Origin of the sequence: Acinetobacter sp. 1130196 (genome assembly GCF_000588095.1) — a bacterium.
Classification (GTDB): Bacteria; Pseudomonadota; Gammaproteobacteria; order Pseudomonadales; family Moraxellaceae; genus Acinetobacter; species Acinetobacter nosocomialis.
In genome coordinates, this window is sequence record NZ_JFWX01000014.1 from 84,131 (window position 1) to 90,282 (window position 6,152).

General features: G+C 38.8%; 5 protein-coding genes, 1 rRNA gene and 1 pseudogene. 6 read left to right on the top strand and 1 reads right to left on the bottom strand.

Features of this window, described 5'->3' with window-relative positions; genetic code table 11:
- Positions 1-83: 83 nt before the first annotated feature.
- The 4 genes from def (at position 84) to J671_RS13450 (ending at position 3,515) form a co-directional block, all read left to right on the top strand.
- The gene (gene def / locus J671_RS13435; RefSeq protein WP_002054252.1) at positions 84-614 is read left to right on the top strand and encodes a peptide deformylase; all 531 of its coding nucleotides are present in this window, start codon (positions 84-86) and stop codon (positions 612-614) included.
- A gap of 36 nt (positions 615-650) precedes the next feature.
- Entirely contained in the window at positions 651-1,079 is a 429-nt protein-coding gene (locus tag J671_RS13440; protein ID WP_002054220.1) for a DUF2946 family protein, read from the top strand.
- A 71-nt stretch (positions 1,080-1,150) separates the two neighbouring features.
- Entirely contained in the window at positions 1,151-3,265 is a 2,115-nt protein-coding gene (locus J671_RS13445; RefSeq protein ID WP_031982569.1) for a TonB-dependent copper receptor, read from the top strand.
- A 43-nt stretch (positions 3,266-3,308) separates the two neighbouring features.
- Positions 3,309-3,515, top strand: a complete 207-nt coding sequence (locus tag J671_RS13450; RefSeq protein WP_004711026.1) for a DUF4199 domain-containing protein — start codon at positions 3,309-3,311, stop codon at positions 3,513-3,515.
- A gap of 68 nt (positions 3,516-3,583) precedes the next feature.
- Here the strand turns inward: J671_RS13450 and J671_RS13455 are convergent, their stop codons facing one another.
- Positions 3,584-4,798 (bottom strand): oxygenase MpaB family protein, encoded by a 1,215-nt coding sequence (locus J671_RS13455; RefSeq protein ID WP_031982570.1) that lies wholly within the window; start codon positions 4,796-4,798, stop codon positions 3,584-3,586.
- A gap of 87 nt (positions 4,799-4,885) precedes the next feature.
- Between J671_RS13455 and J671_RS13460 the strand changes: the two are divergent.
- Together J671_RS13460 and J671_RS0104525 are read left to right on the top strand one after the other, a co-directional pair.
- Positions 4,886-5,456: pseudogene (locus tag J671_RS13460) on the top strand (TetR/AcrR family transcriptional regulator).
- 519 nt (positions 5,457-5,975) lie between these two features.
- A 16S ribosomal RNA gene (locus tag J671_RS0104525) occupies positions 5,976-6,152 on the top strand; the annotation flags it as partial.

Genomic DNA, 6,152 nt, shown 5'->3' on the forward strand with positions numbered 1-6,152 from the left:
AATAGGCGGCTTACACACAATTTTTCGATGAAGTATTTCCTTCATTTGGTTTTTCAATCAATGGCATAAGTGAGGACGTCAGTATGGCCTTATTACCTATTTTAAGTTTTCCTGATCCCCGTCTTCGTACCATTGCTAAGCCTGTTGAAGAAGTTACTGATGAAATTCGTCAACTTGCAGCAGATATGTTTGAAACCATGTATGCGGCACCCGGTATTGGTTTAGCAGCTTCTCAGGTCGATCGTCATATTCAGCTTATCGTCATGGATTTGTCTGAATCTAAAGATGAACCTATGGTTTTCATTAACCCCAAAATAACTCCACTGACTGAAGAGACGCAGCCGTACGAAGAAGGCTGTCTATCAGTGCCACAAATATACGATAAAGTTGACCGTCCGTCACGTGTGAAAATCGAGGCAATTAACCTTGAAGGTCAAGCATTTGAGATAGAAGCTGACGGACTTCTCGCTGTTTGTATCCAACATGAAATGGATCACTTAAAAGGCAAATTGTTTGTGGATTATTTGTCGCCACTTAAACGTCAGCGTGCACGTGAAAAAGTCGAAAAGATTGTTCGTCAACGCGAGCGTGAAAAAGTTGCGGTAAAACGTTAAAAGTTTTCAAACATCAATATAGCGTGGATGTGATTTTTGGTTTTTCGTAGTGGTCTGTTGCTCGCATGTGCAGCAGTGTTTTTACAGATTGCGGTATTTCTACAGCCGCTATTACCGAAGCAATATCAAATTGCTCCGGTCTGTGAAACTATTACCCGTGCTTTGCTTAAGCCTAAGGCACAGATGGAAACCATGTCACATGCCATGCATCATTCACATCACGACCACCATATCGGACAGGCACAAGTACCTGAACATCATGACCACCATGATGCAAATCACCAGTGCCAATATTGTACCGTCTATGCCAATCTGGTTTTACCACCTGAATTTGGCGTAAAAGAGGTACTTGTTCGTATACAAGTTCGCTTAGTCGCTTATCAACAAGCATTTAGACATGTTTATTTTGCGCTACAGCGACTCTTCTTACTCCCGCAAGGGCGTGCACCGCCTCTATTTGCATAAATAAAAGCAATTTTTGTTGGGGTCTTTATTGACTTCAATATCACTTTATTTATGTTTTAGAGCGTATAAAAATGCCACATTCTAAATTTTTACTACAACCTTTATGGGTTGCGATGCTTGCTGTTTCTCATTCAGGCTTAGCTTTTGCCGATTCAGAGAAAAATGATGCTGATACCAAAACACTTCATTCATTAGCACCTATTGTTGTTACGGCACAACAAGGTAACGATGCAAATGGCTTGATCGTACATGCAGACCCGAAACAGCCAATTCAGCCAGTACCTGCTACAGATGGGGCAGATTATCTACAAAGTATTATGGGTTTTAACTCGATACAAAGCGGTGGAACAAATGGTGATGTGACATTCCGGGGCATGTTTGGTTCACGCATCAAAATTCTAACGGACGGCACAGAGAACTTAGGTGCATGTCCAAACCGTATGGATGCTCCAACTTCTTATATTTCTCCAGAAAGTTATGACCGTATTTCTGTCATTAAAGGTCCGCAAACTGTTCAATATGCCAATACAGGTTCGGCAGCTACGGTACTTTTTGAACGTCAACCTGAGAAACTTACCTCTGAAAAACCTTATCGTGGACAAGCAAGTGTTTTGCTAGGTTCATATGGACGTATTGACCATAATGTTGAAGCGGCAATTGGCGATGAAAAAAAATATATTCGTTTAAATGCCAACCGTTCAGAGTCTAATAGTTATCAAGACGGTGATGGTAATACTGTACCTTCAGCATGGAAGAAGTGGAATGCTGATGTAGCACTTGGCTTTACTCCAGATGAAAACACGTGGATCGAACTCACAGGTGGAAAATCTGATGGTGAGTCGCTTTATGCAGGACGTTCAATGGATGGTTCTCAGTTTGCGCGTGAAAGCTTAGGACTGCGTTTCGAAAAGAAAAATATCACCGATGTCATTAAGAAAATCGAAGGGCAGGTGAACTACAGCTATAACGACCATATTATGGATAATTTTAGTTTGCGCACACCGCCATTAGTTGAAATGAACCATGGTGGTATGACCATGCTCATGCCAAACGCGATGGCCATGCAAGTAACGCGCCGTACACTAAATTCTCGCTTAGCCATGACCTCTGAATGGGATAAATGGAGCCTGATCACTGGGGTAGATTCACAATTTAATAAACATGGCGGTAGCATGTCATCGCCAACAATGCCTTCTATGAATGTTCCATATCGACAAGATATGCGTTTTCAATCATATGGAGCTTTCGGTGAACTTGGCTATCAATGGAATGATAAAAACAAGTTATTGACAGGTGCACGTTTAGATCGGGTAACAGTTGAAGATGAGCGAGCCGATTCTAAAGCCCAAGGCTTTAATACGAAGCTTGAGAAGACTTTGCCAAGCGCATTTGTTCGCTGGGAAAACCAACATCCTGAGCATGACTTCAAAAGCTATATCGGTTTAGGTTATGTAGAGCGTATGCCTGATTATTGGGAGCTTTTCTCTCCTAAACATGGTAATGCTGGCTCAACCAATACCTTTAACGGTGTGAATCCTGAGAAAACATTGCAGTTAGATCTAGGCTTCCAACAACAACATGGTGCTTTAAACACATGGGCTTCTGCTTATGCAGGCTTAGTAGATGACTACATATTAATGAGTTATCACCATCACCCGAGTATGGGAATGGGTGGGCATGATATGAGCCATGATATTACTGCAGGTGCCAAGAATGTTGATGCAACTATTGCTGGTGCAGAAGCAGGTATTGGATATCAATTTACCGACCGTATTCAGGCAGATTTGAGTGCTATGTATGCGTGGGGTAAAAACACCACAGATGACAAACCGTTACCTCAAATTTCCCCGTTAGAAGGTCGATTAAATATTCGCTATGTAGCCGACAAATATAACGTAGGCCTGTTGTGGCGAGCTGTTGCTGAGCAAAACCGTGTGAGTCTACATCAAGGTAATATCGTGGGATATGACCTAAAACCAAGTAAAGGTTTCTCAACACTTTCTTTAAACGGAAGTTATAACCTTCGTAAAGATATTGATGTCTCTGTTGGCATCGATAACGTGTTAGATAAGACCTATACCGAACACTTAAATAAAGCTGGTAGTGCAGGCTTTGGATTTGCGAGCGAAGAGCAGTTTAACAATATTGGAAGAAATTACTGGGTTCGTATGAGCATGAAGTTTTGATCAGCTTAGCGAATTAAATGAATTAATTTAAGAGAGAAATGAAATGACTAATAAATTATCGCCTGAACAGTCTTGGTGGGGATGGAAGTTACTTATTGTGGCGTCTATCTTGAGTGTATTGTTTATGATTGTTTTTTACTTGGCCATTAACAATGAACCTGACTATATGCCTAGTCAAAAAAATAAGCAGATGATGGAAACGCATGAGCAAATGAATCACGCTGAAATGCACGGTTCATCAGCTCAATAAGGTTTTTAATATTTGAAAATGGAAGTCCGGATAACGGGCTTCCATTTTTTATTTTTAGGTTTTAATAATTATTGATGCATACTTGCTAAGGCTTTTATCTTGCCTTGATTTTCATAAAGACGTAGACCAAGTTTTTGTAAATTACGACCCGATTGAGTTAAAAACCTTTCAACTTTTGGTGAAAATTTTGCGCCGTTAAAAAGTACTGAATTACGCAAAATCAGATAATAAGCAAACCATGAAGCAGTCTGCTGAGGCAATCCGAGTAGTTTCATCCTTTTCTTACCAATAAAAAATTGGGTAAGTTCTAAATGTTGCCGATAAGCAAGTTTCTGCTGTAAAGAACGCAAATGCAGATATTGTCTCTCAAAAGGCTCTTTAGATAAGCTTGATCCTAATTCAATACTGCTGTGATCGGGACGAGGGTGTGCAAACTGCATCCAGTAAAGTAATCGCCAGCCTTCAGTTTCAGATTGAATAAGCCACTTTTCATCAATTCCCATTAACCAACCAACATAACGCCAAAAATGTAAAAAACTCTTGGCTTCCTGTTTGGTTGGCCAGATACCTAAAGCTCTCATACCAAGTAAAACTACACTACTAAAAGCTAAATTAGTCATGGCTAAATCAAATTGATTAAGAGGAATTCCCCAAACTTCATTATCCCAACGCTCAGATTTTCCTAATTGTCTACGAACAAGTGCATGAATAAAACGAACATAGATTGTTGATGTAAAACCTGCGCTTAAACGGGACAGACCTCTAGGCTCAGTAATATCAACCCACCATTTTGTAGTTTCTGCTAAACGAGTACCCGCTTGTTTCTTTAATGCCCCGGTTAAAATTAGGGGGTGATTAAATCCCGGATATAAATATCCGCCCATTAAAGATAAATCTCTAAGAATAAAACCATTATTTATTCCTAAACGATGAGTAAATTTAATAGCCTCATCAATTTGTTGCTGGTCTAACCATTCAGGCTTTTGTTCAATGTAATTAAAGAAATTTTCTAACTCAGTAGGTAGCGACTCAGATAGATCATCGCGGCCTTGAAATAATATTTTCTCAAAAATTATTCGGTGGTCTTTGGGATTTTGCATAACCCAATCAATCAGCTTATCCATTTCAACGTCCCCTTCGCAAAGAGCACGTTGTAAAGATACATATTCTGTATAGTTTGGTTGTACTGGTTTTTCACAGCAGATATTTAAAAACTGAGTAAAGAAATTACTGTCTTGCATATCATTAAAAGAAGCAAGTCGAGTCGGGCTAATCATTTGCATATCGTTACTTACTTATTGAACTGAATAATAAATAGGCTAATATGAATAATTATTCGCATTCAATTCGCATTTAATGAATTAAAACTAATGAGAAAAGTTCCACAGCAACAGCGTTCAAAACTTATTGTTGACCATATTTTAGAAGCGACACAGCAATGTATTGCCCAATATGGATTGCTTCATACAACAACTCCCAAAATTGCAGAGAAATCTGGAGTGAGTGTAGGTTCGATTTACCAATACTTTGAGAATAAAGATCAAATCATAGAAGAACTATTACGCCGTAAAAGTGAATTATTAGGGCAGCAACTTAAAGAATTAGTTATGCAGCAGGGGAATATTCCTTTAGATCTGCTTATCCCCTTGGCAATAGAGCTAGGATTTAATGCATTAAAAGCTGATCAAGGCTTTTTTATAGAAGTACTGAAACATTGGCATGACTACAGTCATTCGCAAGCTGCTCAGATTTTAGAAAAGCATTTTTTTGAAGTAGGTTTATATACATTTAGTAGAAATCCTCATCAGTGGGACTTCGAGCAGGTAAAGCATAAATCCTTTGTAATTATTAATAGTACGCTTTTTACGATGATGCGTTACGTGAGCCAGAACAATTTTCTTATCTCAGAACAACAACTTAAACGAGAATTATCAAGCATGATACTGGCTTATTTAGGCCAAAAATAAGAAATAAAAATAATTATTTATATAAAACAAATACTTGATTTGTATTTTGGTTTAAAATTGAACGCTCAAGTCATTAATTTCTAATTTCCGCTTGCAAAGGGATTTGGATGGTCTATAATGCACATCCATCGGCGGTGATGCAGATAGAAACTTGTTGAAAAACAGTTACTTGAGATTAAGTTGGTTGCTTTAAGTGATGAATTTGATGTTAAGTTGGTTTGAAAGATAAGTTTTAAAAATATCGAAATTACCTGTTGACTTTTAAGAGATTAAGAGTAATATAGCCGACCTAGCTTGCTGGTGACGAACCAGGAAGAAGATCATTAAGAGAATTGAAGAACAACTTGTGTGGATTTTTACTGATTGATTAATCGAAATAATTTTCATTGATTGATTGGTTTAAATTACTCGAAGTATATTTGAGCGAAATTTAAGTCAGTAATTGATGAGCCAGAATTGGCACCTTGTCTATAAATAAGGTGCAAAATGATTTTAACTGAAGAGTTTGATCATGGCTCAGATTGAACGCTGGCGGCAGGCTTAACACATGCAAGTCGAGCGGGGAAAGGTAGCTTGCTACTGGACCTAGCGGCGGACGGGTGAGTAATGCTTAGGAATCTGCCTATTAGTGGGGGACAACATCTCGAAAGGGATGCTAATACCGCATACG

Coding starts and splice junctions, on each gene's coding strand:
- def (WP_002054252.1), top strand. CDS start 84: ATGGCCTTATTACCTATTTTAAGTTTTCCTGATCCCCGTCTTCGTACC.
- J671_RS13445 (WP_031982569.1), top strand. CDS start 1,151: ATGCCACATTCTAAATTTTTACTACAACCTTTATGGGTTGCGATGCTT.
- J671_RS13450 (WP_004711026.1), top strand. CDS start 3,309: ATGACTAATAAATTATCGCCTGAACAGTCTTGGTGGGGATGGAAGTTA.
- J671_RS13455 (WP_031982570.1), bottom strand. CDS start 4,798: ATGCAAATGATTAGCCCGACTCGACTTGCTTCTTTTAATGATATGCAA.